Raw genomic sequence first — 21,683 nt, forward strand, 5'->3', positions numbered from 1 at the left:
TCTTGGAGGCCGTGTGATGCGCGTCGCATTTAGCGCTTCTTCCCACGCTTTTCGCGCACACGCATGCTGACCTCGATGGGCGTGCCCTCGAAGCCAAACGTCTCGCGGAGCCTGCGGGTGATGAAGCGGCGGTACCCGGGGTCCAGGAACCCCGTGGTGAAGAGCACGAACTTGGGCGGACGGCTGGATGCCTGCGTGCCGAAAAGGATTCGCGGCTGCTTGCCACCGCGCACAGGGTGCGGGTGGGCGGCCACCAGCTCGCCGAGGAAAGCATTCAGGCGGCCCGTGGGGATGCGCTTATCCCAGCCTTCAAGGGCTTTATCCAGGGCGGGCACCAGGCGGTCCCTATGCCAGCCGGTCTTGGCGGAGATGTTGACTCGGGGCGCCCAGTCCACGTGAGCCAGGTCGTGCTCGATTTCGCGCTCCAAGTAGCGGCGGCGCTCTTCGTCCAGCAAGTCCCATTTGTTGAAGGCCAGGACCAGCGCGCGTCCCGATTCGATGGCCAGTTGCAGGATGCGTACGTCCTGTTCGCTGAGGACCTCATCGGCGGCCAAAAGGACGACCGCGACCTCCGCCTTTTCGAGGGCGGCCTGCGTCCGCAATGAAGCATAGAAATCGGCGCCCTGCGCCATGTGCTGCCTGCGACGGATGCCTGCCGTGTCCACGAAGCGCCAGGACCGGCCGCCGAGTTCAATGAACTCGTCCACCGGGTCACGGGTAGTACCTGCAAGGGTGTCGACCACCACGCGCTCACTCCCGGCGAGCTTGTTCAAGAGCGACGACTTACCCACGTTTGGGCGGCCGATCAGTGCGATGCGGCGCGGCCCGCCGGAACGGTCAATGGTCTCCACCTGGGAGAATTCAGGCAGGACATCCATCACGTGGTCCAGCAGGTCCGCGACCCCGCGTCCGTGCAGGGCCGAGACAGGGTATGGCTCGCCGAAACCAAGGCCCCAGAGGACAGAGGCATCGGCTTCCTGCGCGAAGTCGTCCACTTTGTTGGCCGCGAGGATGACTGGCTTCCTGGATTTGCGCAGCATCTTCATGACGCCTTCATCGCTTGCCGTGGCGCCAACAGCGGAATCGACCACAAAGAGCACGGCGTCCGCGCGCTCAACGGCCATTTCCGCCTGCTCGGCTACGCGAGCATGGATGCCCCTGGCATCGTGCTCCCAACCGCCGGTATCCACGATGGTGAAGTTCCGTCCGTTCCATCGGGCCGAATACATCACTCGGTCACGCGTGACGCCAGGGGTGTCTTCCACTACGGCTTCCCTGCGGCCGAGGATGCGGTTCACCAGGGTCGACTTCCCCACGTTGGGGCGGCCAATGATGGCAAGGACGGGGTCCAGGCGAACGGGACCTTCCTCCCCCTCGTCCGTGTACTCACCGCTGAGGAGAGCGGCGTCGTCCTCGTCCAGCTCATATTCGTCAAGGCCCGCACGGAGGGAGGCTGCACGAAGTTCGGCCTCCTCATCGTCCAGGGCGGCGATGTTCTCCGCCACCTGGTCAGTGCCGGTGGGCGTGTATTCGTCGTCGCCGGCTACGCTTTTGCCGGACTTGTGAGTCGTATCGCTCATTGCACTTTCCTTAGCGGTGGGCTGCCGGAGTTCCGGCTGCTTCGTATTGGCTGCGGGTATCTGTATCGTCATCCCACGACGCGGTTTCCGGGCCGTGCCCGTCGGGGCTGGCCAGGATTTCCGGGTCGCGGGGCAGGAGATGCCCGGACCTCTGGACTTCCGCCTGGACGTGGTCCGCAAGGGCTTGACGAATCTCGGCCGCGGCCCTGTCCATTGAAACACGCCCCGGCTCTCCCGGTTCGCGGATCACCTTCATCGGCGGGCCGAAGCTGACATAGAGCCGTCGGCGCGGCCGCGGAATCGTGTCCTTGTGCTCGTCGCCGGTACGCGTTCCGAGGACTGCCACGGGGACCACCATGGCACCGCTGTTCAGTGCGAGCCAGGCGACGCCGTTGCTTATGCTGCCTGCGTTGCCGCTGCCCCGGGTACCTTCCGGCAGGATACCCACGCAGCGACCCGATTCCAGCAATTGCTTGCCGCACTGCAGCGCCGCACGATCGCCCGCGCGGTCCACCGGAATCTGGCCGGATGCGCGCAGCACACGGCCCAGGAAACCGCTGAACATCTCTTTCTTGACCAAAATGTGCATGGGCCGCGGTGAACAACCGAACATCACGGGACCATCCAGGAAGCTGATGTGGTTCGCCGCGAAAATGACGGGTCCGGAGGCGGGCACATTGGTCCTGCCAACCACGCGGGTTCTGTAGACAAGGTGGTCCAGGACCCAGCCGACAGGCCGGCTCCACAACATGGTCCAACCCGGTGGGGCGGTAATGCCTTGGACCACGGTCAGCCGCCGTAAAGGATGCGGCCGACGATGTTTAATGCGGCCTTGACGGTCTGTTCGAAGTCCAGGTCCGAAGAGTCGAGGGTAACCACGCCATCCGCCGCCTTGGTGAAGTTCACAACGGTGGAATCCTTGGCGTCCCTCTCCAGGACCTGGACGGCCAACTGCTCGGCGTTCTGCGACCCGCCCAACTGGATGCCACGACGACGGAGCCTGGCTTCCTCGCTGGCGGTCAGGAGAATCCGCACTTCTGCCTGGGGCGCCACCACGGTGGTGATGTCGCGGCCCTCGATCACCATGCGACGGTTGTGTTGCTCGATCAGTCGGCGCTGCCGACGGATGAGCTCCGTGCGAGCACCAAGGGTGGTGGCAACGGCGCTGACAGAGGAAGAGATCCGGGGCTCACGGATGTCAGGGGTCACGTCGACCCCGCCAACCGCAACGTATTCCGTGGCTGCCGAGGTGCTGATGTCTAACGGCATTTGCTCGGCAGCCAGCTCGACGGCGGCGCTGTCCTGCAGGTCGACGCCCGAGTCCAGGCAATACCACGTCAGTGCACGGTACATGGCACCGGTATCCAGGTAGGCCAGCTTCAGGCGCTGGGCTACTTCGCGGCTGATACTCGACTTCCCGGATCCGGACGGACCGTCGATAGCGATCACCAGCGGTTTGCCTGGCCGGACCACTTCCTCCGGACCGAAGAGATCCTTTAGCTCAAAGTTGTCGTGAGTCATTACTGGAGTACCCGCCATCCGCGATCGGTCAGGGATTCAACTAGGAGGTCGTGCTTGCTAGGCAGAACGGAGATCTCCACCATGCCGACGTTCTGGCCAGAGGAATGGTCCAGGCGGAGATCCTCCAGATTAACGCCGATCTCGCCAATCTCCGTCAAAAGCCGCGCGATCTGGCCTGGCCGGTCCTCCACCAATACGGTCAGCCAGGAATAAGCCTGCGGCGGTCCACCGTGCTTGCCCGGGATCCTCGCCTGCCCCGCGTTGCCCTCGCTGATCAGTTGGGCAAGATCGAGCCTGGCACCCGGCGCCAAAGGCGCTTCGAGCGTACCGATGAGACGGTTGAGGTCTTCCCGGACTCCGTAAAGTTGGGTGACGATTTTTTCCGCGTTCCCGCCCAGGATCTGCACCCACAGTGTGGGGTCGCTTGCCGCGATACGCGTCGTATCCCGCAGCCCGTTGCCGGCAAGCGACAAGGCGTGCAGCGGCGTGTCCTGCAGGCGGCTTGCCAGGAGGGACGACATCACCTGCGGCAAGTGGGACACCAGCGCAACGGCCTCGTCGTGTTCCTCCGGCGTGAATTGGGATACGACGGCGCCGAGGTCACCGGCCAGCGAACGGGCAGCCTGCAGCGCGTCCAGACTTGTCTCCTCCGACGGGCACACAACCCACGGCATCGAGGTGAATAGCTCACCGCGTGCCGCCACCGGACCCGACTTCTCCCGTCCGGCCATCGGGTGGCTGCCAACGTAACGCGAAAGATCCACGTTCCTGCCGCGCAGGTCTGTGAGGATGTGCGCCTTGACACTGGCGATGTCAACGACGATGGCGGCCGGGTAGTCGCGCAAGGCGCGCTCGACGACGTCGGCCGTTACGTCCGGTGGCGCCGCCACAACAACAAGCTGCGGCGCATCGCCGTCGAACTCGGAGAGGGGCCTGCCGGCTCCGATGTCGACTGCGACCGCTTGGTTGGTCGGTGAGGGGTCGGCCAGGTACACCGGCACACCGCGGCCGCGGAGGCCGAGGCCGATGCTGGTACCCAAGAGGCCCGTGCCGAGGATGATGACGGGGCCATCCAGGTGACCCCTGCCGTGGGAGTGGAAGGCAGCCACTTGTTAGAGCCCCACAGACGCCAGCAGGTGGCCGATTTCCTGCCTGCCAAGGCTGCGGACGCTCCCCTGCCGCTGGTCGCCCAGGCCGATGGGCCCAACCTTGACGCGTACCAGGCGCTGCACGGGGAATCCAACGGCGTCGAACATGCGGCGCACAATGCGGTTGCGTCCCGAGTGCAGCACAACTTCGATCAATACGCGGCCCGGCGTGGAATCCACGAGCTTGAAGGAGTCAACCGTGGCGATTCCGTCCTCGAGTTCAATGCCCTCCTTGAACTTTGCGCCGACGCCCTGCGGGAAGGGGCCCCTGACCTGCACCAGGTATGTTTTGGGCACCTCGTAGGAGGGGTGCGTGAGCCGATTGGCGAGTTCCCCGTCGTTGGTGAGCAGCAGCAGCCCTTCGGTGGCAGCGTCGAGCCGCCCCACGTGGAAGAGCCGTTCTCCCTTGGTCTTGTTGCCCTTGAGATAGTCGCTGATGCATGGACGACCCTCCGGGTCCTCCATGGTGGACACAACGCCCCGTGGCTTGTTGAAGACCAGGTACAGCAACTTTTCATCGAGCTGAAGTCGGATGCCGTCCACGTGGATGACCGCCGTCTGGGGATCTACGCGCATACCAAGTTCAGTGACTACCTGGCCATTGACCTCGACGCGTCCCTCCAAGATCATTTCCTCGCACACACGACGCGAAGCTACGCCAGCCTGGGCCATGACCTTCTGGAGCCGCACACCTTCCGCGTCATACTGCTCGGACTGCTCAATGTCACGACGCTGGCGAACCGGCTTCCGGACCGCCCCCAGGTTCTGGCCGAAGCGCTCGCCGCCGAAAGCCCGCGTCCCGGGCTGCTGGGTTCGCTGCTTGGGCTTGGGGGCTCCAGGCGTTCCGGGAGCTTTCTTGGATCCGGGCTTGTTTGCACCGGGCTTCCTGGTCCCCGGCTTGCGCGCGGACGGCTTGCCTCCGACGTCGTCACGGCGCTTTCCGGTACCGGCTGCCCTGGTGGGGTTGTCCGGGTCAAAGGGCCGTTCCTCGCGCGGGCGCGACGAACGGTACGGACGGTCGCCGTATTCGCGGCCATCCCCGAACCCGCGGCCGGAGCGGCCGGCAGCACCCCCGGTGGAGCCGCGTCCTCCGCCCGAGCTGCCGGAAGCGCCCCGCGCCGGCGTTCGGCCGAAGCTGCTGCGTTGTGAGTCGTGTCGCTGTGATCCATTCCGTGATGAACCGTTACGTGGTGAACCCTGGCGTCCCGCCTGTGTCATGACCCGTCCTTTTGTTGTGGTACCTGGCAGATGCCGTCCAAAGACAACCATAGCCAGCGGGACAGACAGCGTCTGCCCCGTATGGTCCGTCGGGCGGTTCCCGACGGAAAGCCTGTTTGCGGATGCGCGTTTCCGCCCACCCGGCTGTTGCTGCCGCCCCAGGGCGAGCGTTGCCCGCCTAGACCCTTTCGGCGTCGTAGTATTCCTCGATGCCATCCAGTCCCGGAAGGTGCGGCGCGATCTGCGGGAGCTCCTCGACGGATCCGATTCCCAGCCGTTCCAGGAAATAGGACGTGGTCCGGTAGAGGATGGCGCCGCTTTCCGGCTCCGTTCCTGCCTCCTCGATCAGCCCGCGCTGCACCAGCGTCCTGACGACGGAATCGACGTTGACTCCCCTGATCGCGGACACCCTTGCCCTCGAAACCGGCTGGCGATACGCCACAACCGCGAGGGTTTCCAGCGCCGCCTGTGTCAGGCGGGCCGTTTGCCCTTCAAGGACGAACCGTCCGACCACAGCCGCGAACTCCGCTCGCGAATAGATGCGCCATCCGCCCGCGACCTTGCGCAATTCGAATCCCCGCCGCCGGGATGTCGACCCCGCCGGAGCGCTCCTGACGGTATCTTCCGTGGAAGGTTCCGATGCGGCCTGCTCAGCGGCCTTAACAGTATAGCCGTCATATTCCAGCCGCAGCTCTTCCAACAGCTGTTCCACGCGCTCCTCGGATAGGTCCAGCCCGGCGGCAAGCTCGGCGGACGTGGCGGGCTCATCGATAACCATCAGCACGGCCTCGAGGGCGGCAAGCTCTCCCCCGGGCAATTCGGCCAGGGCGGAAGCACTGTCGCTTGTGCTGTTCATGGGATGCCTGCTTCCTTCGCTGGAGACGGATCATTGTGGGGCGCGCCGGGCAATCCGTCTGCCTCTGCTTCGCTGGGTGGACCGGCGTCGTAATCGTCCGCGACGTGTTCGCTGCTCCAGCCGGCGTCGGGCCCCGACCACCGGACGGTCAGTTCTCCCAATGGCGTCAGCTGTTCAAAGGCGACCACGCGATCCCGGAACATCTCCAGGAGCGCCAGGAACCTCGCGACGACCACCAATTTGGATTCCGCTCCCGCCACCAGGACCCGAAATGACAGCGGGCCACCGTGCCGCAGCAACTGTCCGATGATTCCGGCCTGCTCCCGCACGCTCACGGGAGGGGCATGAAGGTGGTCGAGCCCTACTTCAGTGGGCGGTTTCTCCTTGGGGCGCAGCGCCTTGGCAGCCAGCCGGGCAAACTGTTCCGGTGTGTGGCGCCAGACCAGCTCCGGCAGCATGGCGGCAAAATGCGGTTCCAAGGACCCTTGGCGGGGAAACCGGAGGCTTTCGCGATCAAATGTGTCACCGATCAGCGAAGCGACCTCCTTGAAGGCCTTGTACTGCAACAGTCGGGCGAAGAGGAGGTCCCGTGCCTCCAGGAGGGCAATATCTTCCTCGTCTTCAACCTGCCCGGACGGTAGGAGGCGCGCAGCCTTAAGATCCAGCAGCGTCGCGGCAATAACCAGGAACTCGCTGGCTTCGTCGAGGGCCCACTCCTCCCCAAGCGCCTGGAGACGACGAATGTAGCCAATGAAGTCGTCTGTCACGGAGGACAGCGCCACTTCGGTGATATCCAGCTGACGCTTGGAAATCAGCCCCAGGAGCAAATCGAACGGGCCGGTGAAGTTTTCCAGCCGGACCTCGAAGCCCGTTTTGGGCCCGACGCCGGACTCGGCGGCCTGCGCTGGCATTGACGACTAGGGCGCGCCGCCGCGCAGGATGAGTTCCTTGGCCAGGTTCCGGTAGGCGTCTGCGCCGACGTGGTTAGCCGCGTAGCTGGTGATTGGTTCCGCGGCGACCGTCGCGTCGGCGAACTTGATGGACCGCCGAATGACGGTTTCGAACACTTTGTCACCGAAGGCTTCCACCAGGCGCGAAATGACCTCACGGCTGTGGAGTGTGCGGGCGTCGTACATGGTGGCCAGGACGCCGTCCACTTGGAGGCGGGGGTTCAGGCGGTCCTGCACCTTGTCGATGGTCTCGACGAGGAGTGCCACGGCCCGCAGCGCGAAGAACTCGCAGATCAAGGGGATGATGACGCCGTGGGCCGCGGTGAGGGCGTTGACAGTGAGCAGTCCCAAGGACGGCTGGCAATCGATCAGCACCACGTCGTAGTCGTCCTCGATGCCCTTGAGTGCGCGATCCAGGACCTGCTCGCGGGCGACCTCGTTGACGAGCTGCACTTCGGCAGCCGAAAGATCGATATTGGCGGGAAGCAGGTGGACGTTTTCGACGCCGGTCTTCTGGATGGCGTCACGGATGTCCACTTTGCGGTCCATCAGGACGTTGTAGACGGTGAGGTCCAGTTCGTGCGGATTGGCGCCGAGGCCGGCGGAAAGTGCGCCCTGGGGGTCGAAGTCGACCAAGAGGACGCGGCGGCCATATTCCGCGAGCGCTGCCGCAAGGTTGATGGTGGACGTGGTTTTTCCAACCCCGCCCTTCTGGTTCACCATGGCGATCACCCGTGCGGGGCCATGGCTGGACAACGGCGCGGGCTCGGGAAAGTCGCGCAGAGGACGGCCCGTGGGACCCATGATCGCGTCGTCCAGCTCAAGATCGACACCTTCAAGAGTTGCTGAACCCCGTTCGCTGCTCACGTATCTATCCACACTTTCGATGACGGTGATTTCCTGCTTCCGGCTCGAAGCCTGAGCGCTTGTTTCCCACCTAGGCTACAGGCCTCGACACGGTATTCGAGGGAACTTGACTTTCTCCGCCTTTTGAGCCTTTACCTTCTAGTTGAAGTAGAAGGTTGGCCTTGGCATGCCGGTCCGGGCACAGCGAAGGCGGGCATCCGGTGGGATGCCCGCCTCTGTTCTGCTGCGCGGCGGCTTGCGGCCGCTGTGGCTCTTAGGCTGCTGCGGTTTCGCGTTCCGGAGCGTCGTGGCTGGTCAGCATGGTCCGTTCGTCGAACGGAACTTCGCCGGTCAGAACGCGACCGACCTGCTCCCGGTCGATCTCCTTGACCCAGGTGCCGATGAGGATGGTGGCTACGGCGTTGCCGGTGAAGTTGGTCAGGGCGCGGGCCTCGGACATAAAGCGGTCGATGCCAACGATGATGCCAACCCCGCCAAGCAGTTCGGGCTTGTGGGCCTGCAGTCCGGCAGCCAGTGTTGCCAGGCCGGCGCCGGTGACGCCGGCTGCACCCTTGGAAGCGATGATCATGAAGACCAGCAGGGAAATCTGGGCTCCGAGGTCGAGCGGGGTGCCCATGGCGTTGGCCACGAAGAGCGAAGCCATGGTCAGGTAGATCGCGGTTCCGTCCAGGTTGAAGGAGTAGCCGGTGGGGACGGTGACGCCCACTACGGGCTTGGAGACACCCAGGTGCTCCATCTTGGCAATGAGGCGGGGCAGCGCTGCCTCAGACGAAGAGGTGGAGAAGATGAGGAGGTACTCGCGGGCAAGGTACTTCATGAGCTTGAGGATGTTCACGCCGGCCACGATCTGCAGCAGGCCGCCAAGGACCACGATGATGAAGATGGCGCAGGTGATGTAGAAGGCCAGCATCAGGGTGAACATGCTGACGATCGCCTGGACGCCGGTTGCGCCTACGACGGCGGCAATGGCACCGAATGCGCCGACGGGCGCCAGCCACATGATCATGATGAGGATACGGAAGACGAGTGCTTGTCCGTGGCGTACGGCCTTAAGGATCGGCGTGCCCTGCGTGCCCATCCGCTGGAGGGCGAAACCGACAAGGATGGCCGCCAGGAGCGTGGGCAGGACAGGGATGTCACCGGGAATGATGCCCAGGAGGAAGTCCACCGTGCTGTCAGTGGCTGCCTTCTTGTTGGGGTCGTAAGGAACCAGTTTGAGGCCCTCGCCGGGGTGGATGACGTTGCCGACCACCAGGCCGATGGCCAGTGCGAACGTGGACATCGCCAGGAAGTAGCCGAGGGCCAGTCCGCCCACTTTGCCAACCGTCGCAGCCTTCGCAATCGAGCCGATGCCGAGGACGATGGTGCAGAAGATCACGGGCGCGATCATCATCTTGATGAGCTTGATGAACCCGTCACCCAGGGGCTTGAGCGACTTGCCCACCTCCGGGAAGAGCAGGCCGACCACTGCGCCAAGAACGACGGCGGCAATGACAGCAATGTAGAGGTAGTGCGACTTGTCGAGTCCCTTGCGGGCGCCCTTGGCAAGTTCTGCCGACTCTCCTCGTTGAGAGGTCATTGGTCTTTCTCCTTTTGGATACTCTGGGAGGCGCTGCGGTCCTTCGTCGCGACCACGTCGCCGGGCTTGTGTGATATCCATCATTCGGCAGGCCGTGACATGCATCACTGTTGCGTTCATATTGGTCGCAGGCGCATGACGAAAAGCCGAGATCTGACCATCGGGGACGCGGTGCCGCCAGTAGCAGCTGGAAGGAGGCCCGCAATTGCAGGAAAGGAGTCGCGGCATCATCCGGAACTGGAGCATCGCTAGAAGGCTGTTCGTGGCCAATCTGCTGTTCTTCCTGGCCCTCACCGGCATCGTGGGAACGGCGGCGGTGCTCGACGCCCGGCAGCGGGCCTACGATGACGCAGGACGACGGATGCACGCGGTAGCTGCCGCGATAGCGGCCAGCCCGCAGGTCCTGGAAGCAGCCGGCTCCGCGGACCCCTCGGCAAGGCTGCAGCCATACGCCCTCAAAGTCATGGCCGATGCCCAGGCTGACTTCATCACGATCATGGCCCCGGACCGTACCCGTTGGACGCACCCCAATCCCGACGAGATCGGCAAGCCCTATATCGGCACCATTGAACCGGCACTCCGCGGCGAGGCATTCACGGAAGTGACGGCTGGGACACTCGGTCCGTCCGTGCGGACCATCGTTCCCGTCAAGGACGGCACGGGAACGGTGCGCGCGCTGGTAGCTGCGGGAGTCACGGTGCGGACTGTCGACGTCGCACTGTCCAGCAGGCTGGCGGCGTTCGCCGTCGTGGCGGGAGCCCTGCTGGTTGGCGGCTCACTGGCCGCATGGGTCTTGGGCCGCTACCTACGCCGCGTCACGCGCGGCTGGGGTCCCGAGCAGCTGGCCCAGCTTTTCGCGTATTACGAATCCGTCCTGCATTCCGTCCGCGAGGGTGTGCTCCTGATTGACACCAAAGGCCGGGCTGTAATGTACAACGACCAAGCCGCCGAGTTGCTGGGGCTGCCACGTTCCGAGACCCACCCCTCCCCGGAAAAGGCGCCAAGCCTCGCCGAACTACGGCTGGAAGGGAGCCTCAGGGCCCTCTTCGAATCCGGCCGAACGGCCCATGACGAGATCCACCTGACCGGTTCCCGTATCCTTGTGGTCAACCAGGCCCCGGCCGTCGGACCGCCACAAGGCGGCCGGCACCGGCCCGCCGTGTTCGGTCACGTGGCGACCATTCGAGACCGGACGGAAATCGAGGCGCTGGGAAGCGAACTGGAAACCATGCGGACGCTCTCCGATGCCCTGCGAGCGCAGACCCATGAACACGCCAACCGGCTGCACATGATCGTCTCCCTCATGGAGCTCGGCCGCCCGGACGACGCGCTCGACTTTGCCACCAAGGACCTGGAGCTCAGCCAGCGGCTCACAGATGACATCCTTGGCGCGGTGGACGAGCCGGTGCTGTCCGCCCTCCTGATGGGAAAAGCGGCCGAGGCGCATGAACGTGGGATTGAACTGGAGGTGGATAGCTCAGGGACTCCACGGTTCGACCGGCTGGCGGCGCAAGATCTGGTGACGATCCTGGGCAACCTCCTCGACAACGCGATGGATGCGGCCGCGGATGCGCCCTCACCGCGCCGTGTATGGGCGCACGTTCGCGGAACGGCAAAGAGCGTCGAATTCACCGTACGCGACTCGGGCCACGGCATCGACCCGGCGTCCGTGGACGACATCCTCCAGTATGGGTTCAGCACCAAGGCCAATGGCTCGGGAGGCCGCGGGGTTGGTCTTGCACTCGTCCGGCAAGCCGTCAGCAGGCTGGGCGGTAGCATGGCCATCAGCAACCCGGGCGGCGCGCAGTTCGACGTCGTTTTACCCACCGACCCGCCCGCCGAGGGCGCTAAGGAAGACTGAACGTGACTGACATCCGAGTGCTCGTCGTCGAAGACGAACCCGTAGCCGCCGATGCCCATGCCGTGTACGTGGGACGAGTGCCCGGCTTTTCCGTAGCAGGCACAGCCCCTGACGGCCAGTCTGCGCTGCGGCTGCTCGGCGAGTTCGCCGCGGCCGGCTCCCCCATTGACCTGGTGCTCCTGGACATGAACCTGCCGGACTTGCACGGCCTTGATGTGGCACGTCGCATGCGGTCGTCAGGGTACTTCGCGGACATCATCGCCATCACGGCTGTGCGCGAGTTGAACATTGTCCGGAGCGCGGTATCCATCGGTGTAGTGCAGTACCTCATCAAGCCCTTCACTTTCTCCACGTTCGCGGACAAATTGGCCAGCTACCGGACCTTCCGGGAACAGTTGGCCCCGTCCGCGTCGCCGAGGTACGGAGCGTCGCAGAGCGACGTCGACCAGGCGTTTGCCAGCCTGCGGGCACCCACTGAACTTCCGCTGCCAAAGGGGCTGTCGCCGTCGACCCTTGACGCCGTCAGGGAACTGATCAGCCGGCAGGCTGGCGCCGTGTCCGCCAACGAGGTCACGGAAGCGCTGGGGATGTCGCGCGTCACGGCCCGCCGTTACCTGGAGTATCTCGCCGATGCAGGTGTGGTCACCCGTTCCCCCCGCTACGGAACGCCAGGCCGCCCGGAGAATGAGTACCGCTGGAACAAGGCGTAGCTGATTACCAGGTCCTTCTTCTCCATGCCCACGAAGCTGGATTCAGGAACAGTTGCGGTCAAGGAACACGACGATCCCTTCAATGCGTATTGCGTCGATGGGCAGGTAGTTTCCCTCGAATGTGTATACATTAGGCCCCATTTTCAACCCCTGCTAGCACTTCTCGGGTTGCTGTGTATACACTGACGTCATGCGCGCTAGTGACCGTGCCTATTCGGCACTCAAGGAGGACATCCTGGAATGGCGCCTCCTCCCAGGCACAGTCCTAGCGGAAGTGGAGCAGTCCGAACGCCTCGGAGTGTCCCGGACGCCACTGCGGGAGGCCCTTGGCCGGCTCACCGCTGAAGGACTCGCGACGGCGGCAGGCGGCCGCGGCGTCGTCGTCACCGCCATCTCGCTGGAGGACATCGACGAACTCTTCGAGCTGCGGGAGACCCTGGAATGCAGGGCCGCGGCGCTCGCCGCCCAGCGCGGCGACCGGAGCGCTTTCCTTGAACTTCACAGGGAGCTACTCAACGCCACCGAGCTCATCAACAGCAAAGATCCCGGCCGCCACGCCTACTACGCCCTCGTGGGCCGCCTCGACGAAGCCATCGATGGGGCCATTGCCAACTCCTACCTGGCCCAGGCCATGCGGTCCCTTCGCGTCCACCTTGTCCGCGTGCGTCGCCTGGCCTCCGACGACGACCAGCGGCTTCGTGCCGCAGCTGCGGAACACGCTTCGATCGCCGAAGCCATTGCGGCCGGCAATCCGCGGCTCGCCGAAGCCGCCACCGTTGTCCATTTGCACCGCAGCCTGACGCATTTGAAGGCAAGCCACAAACCCCATCAAAAGGAGTCCCATGGTTAAGCAGCACCACGTCCGTGTTTACAAGAGCGAAGAGAACCTTGCCCGCGAGGAGCAGCTGGCGCACAAGATCGCGGTTGTGGCCGCCGACGCGGTGGACGTTGTCCCGGAGGTCACGGAGATGGTGATTAACCGGATTATCGACAACGCCTCGGTTGCGGTGGCGTCGTTGAACAGGGCGCCGATCGTGGCGGCCCGGGCGCAGGCATTGACGCACGGCCCGTCGGCGAACGGCAAGGGCGCCCTGCTGTTCGGCATCGATGAGCGGGTGTCTCCCGAATGGGCCGCCTGGGCCAACGGCGTGGCGGTCCGCGAGCTGGATTACCATGACACGTTCCTGGCCGCGGACTACTCCCACCCGGGTGACAACATCCCGCCGATCCTGGCCGTGGCCCAGCACGTCGGCTCCAGCGGCAAGGACCTGATCCGAGCTATCGCCACCGGGTACGAGATCCAAGTGGACCTGGTCAAGGCCATCTGCCTGCACAAACACAAGATCGACCACGTCGCCCACCTTGGCCCATCCGCCACCGCCGGGATCGGCACCCTGCTCGGCCTGGACGTGGAGACGATTTTCCAGTCCGTGGGCCAGGCCCTGCACACCACCACCGCCACCCGGCAGTCCCGCAAAGGTGAGATCTCCACCTGGAAGGCCCACGCCCCTGCCTTCGCCGGGAAAATGGCCGTGGAATCCGCAGACCGGGCCATGCGCGGGCAGACCTCCCCGGTGCCGATCTACGAAGGCGAGGACGGGGTGATCGCGTGGCTGCTGGACGGACCGGACGCCTCCTACGAGGTACCGCTCCCGGAACCCGGGGAGGCCAAGCGCGCCATCCTGGATACCTACACCAAGGAACACTCCGCCGAATACCAGGCCCAGGCCTGGATCGACCTCGCCCGCAAACTCCACCGCGAGCATCCCGAGACCTCAGACCCGAACAACGTCCGGTCCGTGCTGATCAAGACCAGCCACCACACCCACTACGTCATCGGCTCCGGCGCCAACGACCCGCAAAAATACGACCCCACCGCCTCCCGCGAGACCCTGGACCACTCCATCCCGTACATCTTCACCGTCGCCCTGCAGGACGGCGCCTGGCACCACGTTCACTCCTACGCCCCCGAACGCGCCGCCCGCCCGGACACGGTGGAACTGTGGCAGAAAGTCACCACCGTCGAAGACCCGGAATGGACCCGCCGCTACCACTCCCTGGACATAAACGAGAAAGCCTTCGGCGGCACTGTTGTCATCACACTCACGGATGGAACGGTGATCACGGACGAGATCGCCGTCGCCGACGCGCACCCCCTCGGTGCCCGGCCGTTCGCCCGGGAGCAGTACGTGAACAAGTTCCGCACCCTCGCCGCCGGAATCGTCGAGGAAGCCGAAATCAACAGGTTCCTCGCCGCCGTCGACCGCCTCCCCGAACTGGGCCCCGGCGAACTGGACCAACTGAACATCACCGCCGCCCCCGGAATCATCGACCCCACCAACGCACCCAAGGGCCTGTTCTGATGCTGTACTCCAAAACCACCCCCGAGCAGAAGCGGCTGAAGCTGCGCGAACTGCTCACCTCCGGGACCATCCAGCAGTTCCCCGGCGCGTTCAACCCGCTCTCCGCACGGCTGATCGAGGAAAAAGGCTTCCCCGGCGTCTACATCTCCGGCGCCGTCCTCGCCAACGACCTCGGCCTGCCCGACATCGGCCTCACCACCCTCACCGAAGTCGCCACCCGGGCCGGACAGATCGCCCGGATGACCGAACTGCCCGCCCTGGTGGACGCCGACACCGGATTCGGCGAACCCATGAACGTCGCCCGCACCATCCAGGAACTCGAAAACGCCGGCCTGGCCGGCTGCCACATCGAAGACCAGGTCAACCCCAAACGCTGCGGCCACCTGGACGGAAAAAACGTCGTCGACCAGGACACCGCCACCCAACGGATCCGCGCCGCCGCCGACGCCCGACGCGACCCGAACTTCCTCATCATGGCCCGCACCGACATCCGCGCCACCGAGGACGGAGCAGCCGGGCTGCAGGCGGCGCAGGACAGGGCAAAAGCCCTCGTGAACGCCGGCGCCGACGCGATCTTCCCCGAAGCCATGGCCACCCTGGAGGAATTCCAGGCCATCCGCGACGCCGTCGACGTGCCCATCCTCGCCAACATGACCGAGTTCGGCAAAAGCCAGCTCTTCACCACCGAACAACTGCAAAACATCGGCATCAACATCGTCATCTACCCCGTCACACTTCTGCGCATTGCCATGGGCGCTGCAGAGCGTACGCTGGAATCGATTAAGGCCACCGGAACTCAGGAGGGACAGGTGCCTCAGATGCTCACCCGTTCCCGCCTCTACGACCTCGTGGACTACGAGGCCTACAACCACTTCGATACCAGCGTTTTCAACTTCCAGGTACCGGGGACCCGTTAGGACCTGGACCAAGAGTCCAGTAACCGCAGCCCCGGCGCCCGGGGCACCGCGCACGAGGAACGAAGGAGTTCAGCATGGCTGACGCAGACATCAAAAAAGGACTGGCCGGCGTCGTGGTGGACTACACCGCGGTTTCGAAGGTCAACCCGGACACCAACTCGCTGCTCTACCGCGGCTACCCTGTGCAGGAATTGGCGGCGCGCTGCAGTTTCGAGGAAGTCGCCTACCTGCTATGGAATGGCGAACTGCCGACACAGGACCAGTTGGCCGAATTTACGGCCCGCGAGCGCGCGGGCAGACCCCTAGACCCCGTGGTCAAGAGCGTCGTGGACACGCTGCCGACGACGGCCCACCCCATGGACGTGTGTCGCACCGCCGCATCGGTCCTGGGGGCCAGGCACCCGCTGGCAGAGGACTCCTCCCCCGAGGCGAACATGAAGAAGTCGATCGACATGTGGGCCGCCATGCCCGGGATCGTTGCCTATGACCAGCGCCGCCGCCGCGGCCTGGACGTAGTACCGCCACGCGACGACCTGGGCTACTCAGCGAACTTCCTATGGATGACCTTCGGCGAAGACCCGGTGAACGAGGTCATTGAAGCCTTCAACGTCTCGATGATCCTGTACGCGGAACACTCATTCAATGCCTCCACCTTTACCGCCCGCGTGGTCACCTCCACGCTGTCCGACCTGCACTCAGCTGTTACCGCCGCCATCGGCGCGCTCAAGGGACCGCTGCACGGCGGTGCCAACGAGGCAGTAATGCACACTTTCGACGAGATCGGCATCCGCACCGAAGAAACCCTCGAGGAAGCCGCCGTTCGCGCCAAGGCTTGGATGGCCAACGCCCTGGCGCAGAAGAAGAAGATTATGGGCTTCGGCCACCGGGTATACAAGCACGGCGATTCCCGCGTCCCCACCATGAAGGCCGCGCTGGACAAGATGATCGCCTACTACGGCCGGCCAGAGCTCCTGGGCCTGTACAACGGGCTGGAGCAGGCCATGGATGAGGCCAAGGGCATCAAGCCGAACCTCGACTACCCTGCCGGACCCACCTACCACCTCATGGGGTTCGACACAGCAACGTTCACTCCATTGTTCGTGGCCAGCCGCATCACTGGCTGGACAGCCCACATCATGGAGCAGCTGGCTTCCAACTCGCTGATCCGCCCGCTGAGCGAATACAACGGTCCGGAGGAACGGCACGTTCCGTAGTACTCACTCGAACAACGACGGCGGGCCAGTCACCACTCACGGTGACGGCCCGCCGTCGCACTTCACTGCCGGGGCGGCTAAGCCAGTTCCTTCCACTCGGTGCTGTGCACGTGCGCGACGTTTTCGTTGTCTTCATCCAGGATGACTTCCACCGCGAGCCTCTGCCCGTTAATGAGCGCGGGAAGCCAATGCTCTGCGTCAGCCCACATGTGGGTCACGGGCAGCCGGTCAACCAGGTACCACTGGGGCCTGATCTCGTCGCTTTCAGATGGCTCGCCGATCCACGACTCGGCGAGGAAAACGGTGGTGAACATATTCCATTCCGGCCGTGCGGGGAACACGAAGTCCACGGTACCGGCCATGAGCAGGTCCTCCGGGCGCACGATCACATGGACCTCTTCGAGGACTTCCCGGCAAACGGCCTCAACGGCGGTCTCCCCCGGTTCGACATGTCCGCCGACGCCCACCACCTTGCCCAGCCCGAAGCCGGTCTTCTTCCGACCGAGCAGCACTTCCCGGCCTGTGTCGCCGTCGCGGAGGAAGAAGCAGAGGGTTACGTGGTCGGCTGTCATGGGACCAAGCCTACGTCTGCTTCCAAAGATCTCCGCCGTTGCTACAGTGTGCCCATGAGCGAAGAGGGGGCGGCCCGCCCCATGAGCGACACGCCCGCGATGGCGCGCGGCGCACAGCGCAGCAAACAGGCAGTGCGCAGCCCCGAGAATTGGGCGCCTGGCTGGTTGGTACGCAATCCGCTCTACTGGGGTTGGGCATGGACAGGCTTCTGGGCCCTCCTCATTGTGGTGGACGAATTTGTGGACCTGGCTGGCTGGACTTGGTACCTGCTGGTGGGGATGGCAGCGCTGCCCACTCTGATGGCCACGCTCGCAGTCCTTCAGGCAACGCCGCGCAGGCACCTAAAGGCCGTAGGAGAATCTGTCCTTGCCCACTTCTTCGTGCGGTTCGTGGCGCTGGTGGCTGCGTTCCTCGTGTGGGGAATCTCGGTAGTGATGAGTGCCTCGATTTCCACCACCATCCAGTCGCTTGCCGGGGACAATGAGCGCGAAGTGACGGGCCTTGGACTCAACTTGCTGGCCGCGTCAATCCCGCTGGTCGTGTCAGTTCTATGGCTGGCCTTTATCGTTCGCTGCGCGTGGTTCCTCCGCCGGCTCAGGGGCTGGCGTCAGGTTCCCGTCACGTCCCGGGTTCCCAAGAAATTCCTGCGCGCCCAGCCGCGCATGCGGCGCCTCGTCATTGGCCTTGCCCATCCGGGCCTGCTGTTGGTCGCAGGACTTGGCACCTCGGTGCTGGCGCTGTTACTGGGTGCCCTGGAGCTCACCATCAATGTCCTGAAGTAGTCGCCGGGCCAGGCCCCGCCGGAAGCCAGAATCAGCCAAGTGCCCGCGGATGCGCCGCCGCGTAGACCTCACGGAGCGTATCCGCCGTGACCAAGGTGTAGACCTGCGTTGTAGTGACCGAAGCATGCCCCAGCAGCTCCTGAACCACGCGAACGTCGGCACCACCCTCGAGCAAATGAGTAGCGAACGAGTGCCTCAGCGTGTGGGGCGAGACGTCCTTGGTGATCTTGGCCTTGTCCGCAGCGTTCTTGAGGATCGTCCAGGCGCTTTGCCGGCTGATCCGGCCCCCGCGGGCATTGAGGAAGAGAGCTGGCGTGCCCTTGCCCTTGCCGGCCAGCTCGGGCCTCCCGCGCACCAGGTAGGCGTCGATGGCCCTGGCACCAAAGGAACCCAGTGGCACAAGTCGTTCCTTGGAGCCCTTTCCGAATAGGCGAACCACCGCCGGTCCGCCGTCAGCTCCGGCCAGCGCCACGTCGTCGATGTCCAACCCTACGGCCTCGCTGATGCGCGCGCCTGTTGAGTACAGGAACTCAAGGAGCGCCCTGTCTCGGAGTCCAGTGGCGGTGTCGACGGCGGCCGCCTCCAGGATTCTTGTGACTTCGTCCACGCTGATGGCCTTGGGCAGCCGCTTGCCGGGCATCGGCGGGTGGACATCGCTCGCCGGGTCCGCCGCCGTCGTTCCCTCCAGGGCCCAAAACTTGTGCAGTCCGCGTACGGCAACCACAGTCCGGGCAGCAGATCGGACGCCGAGGGCGGCCCCGCCGTCGGAACCGTCCGCCAGCGCTTGAGCGAAAGCTGCGACGTCTCGGCGCGTGATGACCCCGGGGCTGCTGATGTCCCGGCCAGTCAGGAAAGTGGCATACCGTGCAAGGTCCCGGCGGTACGCCGCCAGGGTGTTAGCGGCAAGTCCCCGCTCCACGCCCAGATGCTGCAAGTAATCGGAAATAGCGCGGTGGACCGCGCTGGCCTGCTGGGCTGCTGCCTGCTCCGGCACGATCAGCGCTGGCTGGGGTGCGCCGGCCACGGCGCGTCGGCGGGCCGAAGGCTGCGGAAGCTGTCGGCCCTGGCCGCCGCTGCGGCGAGAATCCCGACGACGGCCGACGGGTTGTGAAGACGGCCCTCCAAGACGGCGGCCACGGCCTCGTCGAGGGGGACCCAGTGGAACTCGATCTCAGCTTCCTCGTCGGTGCGTACGTGCCGCCCTGCCTCCGGGACCTCGCCCAAACCCCGGGCGAGGTAGATCCGGATGGCCTCACTGGAAGATCCCGGCGAATTGAAGAAGTCGGCCAGAACGTTCCACGTGCTGGCGGTGAGGTCCGCTTCCTCAGCGAGCTCCCTGGCGGCACCAACCACAAAGTCCTCGCCTTCGATATCCAGCAGGCCGGCAGGAATCTCCCACAGGTCCATGCCAACCGGATGCCGGTACTGCTTGAGCAGGAGGATTTCACCGTCCACGTTCATGGGCAGCACCGCGACGGCGCCCGGGTGGTCGATGTAGTCCCGCACCAGCGTTCCCGTCCCCTCACTGAGCTGGAACTTGTCGCTGACTACGTCCCAGATTCGGCCTTCGTAGACCTTGCTGGACGACAAAAGACGGCGCGGACTCAGCGTGTCCGAAACCTGCCGAGTTGTTTTGGAAGTTTCGGGTGTGCCGGGCATCGCGCCGTCCTTTGTGTGGTTGCTGTCTACTTGGCTGCTACCTTGCGTCCAGCCGAGTCCGTCTCCAACGATTCCATCACATCATCGCGGCGCTCGAGCGCAGCCTTGACGAGTCCGGTGAAAAGCGGGTGCGGGCGGGTAGGCCGCGAGCTCAGTTCCGGGTGTGCCTGCGTAGCCACGTAGTACGGGTGGACTTCCTTGGGAAGCTCCACGAACTCGACGAGCTTGCCATCAGGCGAAGTGCCGGAGAATACCAGGCCTTCGGCAGCGATCTGTTCGCGGTACTTGTTGTTGACCTCGTAGCGGTGCCGGTGACGCTCGCTCACCGTCGTGGCGCCGTAGGTATCCGCGACCACGGAACCTTCGGTCAGCTTCGCCTCGTACAGGCCCAGGCGCATGGTTCCGCCCAGGTCGCCCTTGCCTTCCACGATGTCCAACTGCTCTTCCATTGTGGCGATGACTGGGTACTTGGAGTCGGGCTCGAACTCAGACGAGGACGCACCCTCCAGGCCCACCACGTTGCGCGCATATTCGATGACCATGCACTGCAGGCCGAGGCACAGGCCCAGGACCGGCAGCTTGGTCTCACGGGCATACTTGAGGGCGCCCAGCTTGCCTTCCAGGCCGCGGATGCCGAAGCCGCCAGGCACACAAATGGCGTCAACGCCAGCCAGGGACTTCTTGGCCCCGGCCAGGGTTTCACACTCGTCAGAGGGCACCCAACGGATCTTGACCTTGGCCTCGTTGGCGAAACCGCCGGCACGGAGTGCCTCCGTCACGGACAGGTAGGCGTCCGGGAGGTCGATGTACTTACCGACGAGGGCAACCTCCACCTCGTGCTTGGGGTTGTGCACCGCGTTCAGGAGCTTGTCCCACTTGGTCCAGTCCACATCCTTGAAGGGCAGGTCAAGGGCGCGCACGATGTAGGAATCCAGGCCCTGGGAGTGCAGGGTCTTGGGGATGTCGTAGATGCTCGGGGCATCTGCCGCATTGACCACGGCGTCGGTGTCGACGTCGCACATGCGACCAATCTTCTCCCGCATGGCATCCGGGACTTCACGGTCGGAGCGGATGACAATCGCTTCCGGCTGGATGCCAATGGAACGCAGCGCCGCAACCGAGTGCTGCGTCGGCTTGGTCTTCAATTCCTGGGATGGTCCAATGTACGGAACCAGGGAAACGTGCAGGAAGAACACGTTGTTACGACCGATGTCCTGGCGGACCTGGCGTGCGGATTCGAGGAACGGCTGGGACTCGATGTCGCCCACCGTGCCGCCGATCTCGGTGATGATGACGTCCGGCGCGTTCTTTCCCTCAGCGGGCAGCCGCATCCGGCGCTTGATTTCATCGGTGATGTGCGGGATGACCTGCACTGTGTCGCCCAAGTACTCACCGCGGCGCTCCTTGGCGATAACCGTGGAGTAAATCTGGCCGGTGGTGACATTGGCGGATCCTTCGAGGTTCTCGTCGAGGAAGCGCTCGTAGTGTCCAATGTCGAGGTCGGTTTCGGCGCCGTCGTCCGTCACAAAAACTTCGCCGTGCTGGAAGGGGTTCATCGTGCCGGGATCCACGTTCAGATAGGGATCCAGCTTCTGCATCGTCACGGACAGCCCGCGTGCGCGCAACAGGTGGCCAAGGCTGGAAGCCGTCAGCCCCTTGCCGAGCGAGGACGCCACACCGCCGGTGACAAAGATGTGTTTGGTCGTCTTGGAAGAGCCCTGGAATCGGGAATTAACACGGGAATTTGATCGCTGCACCACGGAATTCGAGCTTATCATCAATTGGCCCTCCCTCGGGTTCGGTCCTGTTTCCCCAAATGCTCAATGGTCGCCCCGCAACGGCCTGTGGTTCAAGAGCCAGCACATAATGCGGAGCCTCGGGAACC

20 protein-coding genes are annotated in these 21,683 nt (G+C 64.4%); 7 read left to right on the forward strand and 13 right to left on the reverse strand.

Going from position 1 to position 21,683, the window contains the following annotated elements; all coding sequences use genetic code 11:
• Nucleotides 1-29: 29 nt before the first annotated feature.
• From der to LD110_RS08320, 9 genes are all read right to left on the reverse strand, one after another.
• The gene (der, locus tag LD110_RS08280) at nt 30-1,580 is read right to left on the reverse strand and encodes a ribosome biogenesis GTPase Der (protein WP_225498047.1); all 1,551 of its coding nucleotides are present in this window, start codon (nt 1,578-1,580) and stop codon (nt 30-32) included.
• Between the two features lie 10 nt (nt 1,581-1,590).
• Entirely contained in the window at nt 1,591-2,331 is a 741-nt protein-coding gene (locus LD110_RS08285) for a 1-acyl-sn-glycerol-3-phosphate acyltransferase (RefSeq protein ID WP_225498048.1), read from the reverse strand.
• A 38-nt stretch (nt 2,332-2,369) separates the two neighbouring features.
• Complete coding sequence (cmk, locus tag LD110_RS08290) at nt 2,370-3,101, reverse strand: (d)CMP kinase (protein ID WP_225498049.1); 732 nt, start codon at nt 3,099-3,101, stop codon at nt 2,370-2,372.
• On the reverse strand, nt 3,101-4,210 hold the full coding sequence (locus LD110_RS08295; protein WP_225498051.1) for a prephenate dehydrogenase: 1,110 nt from the start codon (nt 4,208-4,210) through the stop codon (nt 3,101-3,103). The genes cmk and LD110_RS08295 overlap by 1 nt, the downstream gene beginning before the upstream one ends.
• A 3-nt stretch (nt 4,211-4,213) precedes the next feature.
• Nucleotides 4,214-5,467 (reverse strand): pseudouridine synthase, encoded by a 1,254-nt coding sequence (locus LD110_RS08300; protein WP_225498053.1) that lies wholly within the window; start codon nt 5,465-5,467, stop codon nt 4,214-4,216.
• 178 nt (nt 5,468-5,645) lie between these two features.
• Complete coding sequence (scpB, locus tag LD110_RS08305; protein ID WP_225498055.1) at nt 5,646-6,323, reverse strand: SMC-Scp complex subunit ScpB; 678 nt, start codon at nt 6,321-6,323, stop codon at nt 5,646-5,648.
• Nucleotides 6,320-7,234 carry a ScpA family protein gene (locus tag LD110_RS08310; RefSeq protein WP_225498057.1) on the reverse strand — a complete coding sequence of 305 codons (915 nt, stop codon included), beginning with the start codon at nt 7,232-7,234 and terminating at the stop codon, nt 6,320-6,322. The genes scpB and LD110_RS08310 overlap by 4 nt, the downstream gene beginning before the upstream one ends.
• Before the next feature lie 6 nt (nt 7,235-7,240).
• Entirely contained in the window at nt 7,241-8,140 is a 900-nt protein-coding gene (locus LD110_RS08315) for a ParA family protein (protein WP_225498059.1), read from the reverse strand.
• Nucleotides 8,141-8,393: 253 nt separating this feature from the next.
• A complete protein-coding gene (locus tag LD110_RS08320) occupies nt 8,394-9,719 on the reverse strand; it encodes a cation:dicarboxylate symporter family transporter (protein WP_225498061.1) in 1,326 nt (441 codons plus the stop codon).
• A 226-nt stretch (nt 9,720-9,945) separates the two neighbouring features.
• Between LD110_RS08320 and LD110_RS08325 the strand changes: the two genes are divergently transcribed.
• From LD110_RS08325 to LD110_RS08350, 6 genes are all read left to right on the forward strand, one after another.
• Nucleotides 9,946-11,580: a sensor histidine kinase gene (locus tag LD110_RS08325; protein ID WP_225498159.1), complete on the forward strand. Its 1,635-nt coding sequence runs from the start codon at nt 9,946-9,948 to the stop codon at nt 11,578-11,580.
• A 2-nt stretch (nt 11,581-11,582) separates the two neighbouring features.
• Nucleotides 11,583-12,290, forward strand: coding sequence for a response regulator (locus tag LD110_RS08330; RefSeq protein WP_225498063.1), 708 nt, complete (start codon nt 11,583-11,585; stop codon nt 12,288-12,290).
• A gap of 190 nt (nt 12,291-12,480) precedes the next feature.
• Complete coding sequence (locus LD110_RS08335) at nt 12,481-13,140, forward strand: GntR family transcriptional regulator (RefSeq protein ID WP_225498065.1); 660 nt, start codon at nt 12,481-12,483, stop codon at nt 13,138-13,140.
• Nucleotides 13,133-14,653: an MmgE/PrpD family protein gene (locus LD110_RS08340; RefSeq protein WP_225498069.1), complete on the forward strand. Its 1,521-nt coding sequence runs from the start codon at nt 13,133-13,135 to the stop codon at nt 14,651-14,653. The genes LD110_RS08335 and LD110_RS08340 overlap by 8 nt, the downstream gene beginning before the upstream one ends.
• Nucleotides 14,653-15,570, forward strand: a complete 918-nt coding sequence (prpB, locus tag LD110_RS08345) for a methylisocitrate lyase (protein WP_225498071.1) — start codon at nt 14,653-14,655, stop codon at nt 15,568-15,570. The genes LD110_RS08340 and prpB overlap by 1 nt, the downstream gene beginning before the upstream one ends.
• Before the next feature lie 74 nt (nt 15,571-15,644).
• The gene (locus LD110_RS08350; protein ID WP_225498072.1) at nt 15,645-16,784 is read left to right on the forward strand and encodes a bifunctional 2-methylcitrate synthase/citrate synthase; all 1,140 of its coding nucleotides are present in this window, start codon (nt 15,645-15,647) and stop codon (nt 16,782-16,784) included.
• 77 nt (nt 16,785-16,861) lie between these two features.
• Here LD110_RS08350 and LD110_RS08355 read toward each other — a convergent pair whose 3' ends face one another.
• Nucleotides 16,862-17,356 (reverse strand): 8-oxo-dGTP diphosphatase, encoded by a 495-nt coding sequence (locus LD110_RS08355; RefSeq protein WP_225498073.1) that lies wholly within the window; start codon nt 17,354-17,356, stop codon nt 16,862-16,864.
• 54 nt (nt 17,357-17,410) lie between these two features.
• On the opposite strand from LD110_RS08355, the gene LD110_RS08360 reads away from it, so the two are divergent.
• On the forward strand, nt 17,411-18,139 hold the full coding sequence (locus LD110_RS08360; RefSeq protein WP_225498075.1) for a hypothetical protein: 729 nt from the start codon (nt 17,411-17,413) through the stop codon (nt 18,137-18,139).
• 31 nt (nt 18,140-18,170) lie between these two features.
• Here LD110_RS08360 and xerD read toward each other — a convergent pair whose 3' ends face one another.
• From xerD to LD110_RS08375, 3 genes are read right to left on the reverse strand one after another with little or no spacing between them, the layout of a single operon-like run.
• Nucleotides 18,171-19,139 (reverse strand): site-specific tyrosine recombinase XerD, encoded by a 969-nt coding sequence (xerD, locus tag LD110_RS08365; RefSeq protein WP_263855062.1) that lies wholly within the window; start codon nt 19,137-19,139, stop codon nt 18,171-18,173.
• Complete coding sequence (locus tag LD110_RS08370) at nt 19,136-19,798, reverse strand: NUDIX hydrolase (RefSeq protein ID WP_225498078.1); 663 nt, start codon at nt 19,796-19,798, stop codon at nt 19,136-19,138. The genes xerD and LD110_RS08370 overlap by 4 nt, the downstream gene beginning before the upstream one ends.
• A 26-nt stretch (nt 19,799-19,824) precedes the next feature.
• Nucleotides 19,825-21,576, reverse strand: coding sequence for a CTP synthase (locus tag LD110_RS08375; RefSeq protein ID WP_225498080.1), 1,752 nt, complete (start codon nt 21,574-21,576; stop codon nt 19,825-19,827).
• Nucleotides 21,577-21,683: the final 107 nt, after the last annotated feature.

It is taken from the genome of Arthrobacter sp. M4 (assembly GCF_020251205.1).
Lineage (GTDB): Bacteria > Actinomycetota > Actinomycetes > Actinomycetales > Micrococcaceae > Arthrobacter.